Here is a 2015-nt window from a genome sequence, read left to right as displayed (position 1 = left end):
GGCGCGCCTGAGGCTGAGGTGCGTGCGCTGGCCGGCAGCGGTGTGGATGTGGCGGCGGTGAACGGGCCTCGGGCAGTGGTGCTGTCGGGGCCGGTGGCCGAGTTGGATCGGATCGCGGGGGAGTGTGCCGGGCGGGGCTGGCGGGCGAAGCGGCTACCGGTCAGTCACGCGTTCCATTCGCGGTTGATGGAACCGATGCTGGCGGAGTTCCGGACGGTTCTGGCGGGTCTGGACTGGCAGACGCCGAGGCTGCCGATCGTGTCGAATTTGACCGGGCGGGTGGCGGAGGCGGCCGAGATCAGCAGCCCGGACTACTGGGTGCGGCATGTGCGGGAGGCCGTGCGGTTCGGTGACGCGATCACCACCCTGCTGGGGTTGGGTGTCAGCAGCTTTGTGGAGGTGGGCCCGGATGCGACGTTGACGGCGATGGCCGCCGACACCCCCGCTGACCGTCCGGTGCATCTGGTGGCGGCGTTGCGCCGTGACCAGCCCGAGACGACTGCCCTGGTCACGGCCCTGGCCCGGCTGCACGTCACCGGCGCGCCCGTGGACTGGGCGGCGTGGTTCACCCACACCGGCGGCCGGCCCCGCACCGTCGACCTGCCCACCTACGCCTTCCACCACCAGCGCTACTGGCTGCACGACGTGCCGCCGGCCGCCGCCGTGAGCACCACCGGGGGCTCGGCGACCGACGAGCGGTTCTGGGCGGCGGTGGAGCGGGAGGACCTGACCGATCTCGGTGCGGAGTTGGCGGCGGAGCAGTCGCTGAGTGACCTGCTGCCGAAGCTCGCCCAGTGGCGGCGGGCGGGTCAGCAGCGGTCCACCGTCGACTCGTGGCGCTACCGCGTCGAGTGGCAGGCCGTGCCCGACACCTCGGGGGCACTGACCGACACCTGGCTGGTGCTGGTGCCGTACGACGGGGTCGATGCCCCGGTGCTCGCGGCCGTGACCGAGGGGATCGCCTCGGCCGGGGCGAAGGTCCGGACGCTGACGCTCGACGGCCCGGCGGACGACCGCGAACTGGTGGCGAAGTCGCTCCGCGACGTCGGCGAGGTCGCCGGTGTGGTGTCGCTGCTGTCGCTGGCCGGCGTCGGCGTGGGCGAGGCGCTGGGGGCGGTGCAGGCGCTGGCCGCCGCCGACTTGGGCGGCCGGGTGTGGTGGGTGACCCGGGGCGCGGTGTCCGTGGGTGCGTCGGACGCGCCGGTCGACCCGGTCGCCGCTGCCGCCTGGGGCCTGGGCCGGGTGACCGCGTTGGAGGAGCCACGACGGTGGGGTGGCCTGGTGGACCTGCCGGAGGTGGTGGACGGTCGGGCGGTGCGGCGGGTGTGTCAGGTGTTGGCGGCGGGTGTCGAGGATCAGGTGGCGGTGCGGTCGTCGGGGTTGTTCGTGCGGCGGCTGGCCCGTGCGGGTGGTGAGGCTGCGCGGCGGGAGTTCCGGTTGTCGGGGACGGTGCTGGTCACCGGCGGCACCGGGGCGTTGGGCGCTCGGGTCGCCGGGTGGGCGGTCGGGGCGGGTGCCGAGCATGTGGTGTTGGTGAGCCGGCGTGGTGAGCGGGCCGCGGGTGCGGTGGAGTTGGCGGAGCGGTTGCGGGCGCGTGGGGCGCGGGTGACGGTGGCTGCGTGTGACGTGGCGGACCGGTCGGCGCTGGGCGCGCTGCTCGACGGCCTCGCCGCCGCCGGTGACCCGGTGCGCGCCGTCGTGCACGCGGCGGGCGCGGCGCACTCCACCCCGCTGGGCGAGCTGACCGCCGACGAGCTGCGCGACGTGCTGCGCGCCAAGGTCGACGGGGCGGCGCACCTCGACGCGTTGCTGCCGGAGCTGGACGCGTTCGTGGTGTTCTCGTCCATCGCGGGGGTGTGGGGTTCGGCCGGGCAGGCCGGCTACGCGGCGGCCAACGCGTACCTCGACGGGCTGGTGGCCCGGCGGCGCGCCCGGGGTGCCGCCGGCACCGCGGTGGCGTGGGGCCCGTGGGCCGGCGCGGGGATGGCGCACGGCGAGCAGCAGGAACAGCTCGG

Annotated in this window: 1 protein-coding gene; it reads left to right on the top strand. The window is 75.4% G+C overall.

Annotated features, from left to right (window positions below; translation table 11 throughout):
• Window positions 1-18 precede the first annotated feature (18 nt).
• On the top strand, window positions 19-2015 hold a 1997-nt coding region (locus tag ACVMYR_RS33040; protein ID WP_457123694.1), incomplete at its 3' end, for an SDR family NAD(P)-dependent oxidoreductase.

It is taken from the genome of Micromonospora sp. PTRAS2, from assembly GCF_054052245.1.
This window is presented reverse-complemented; position numbering and strand designations above follow the sequence as displayed.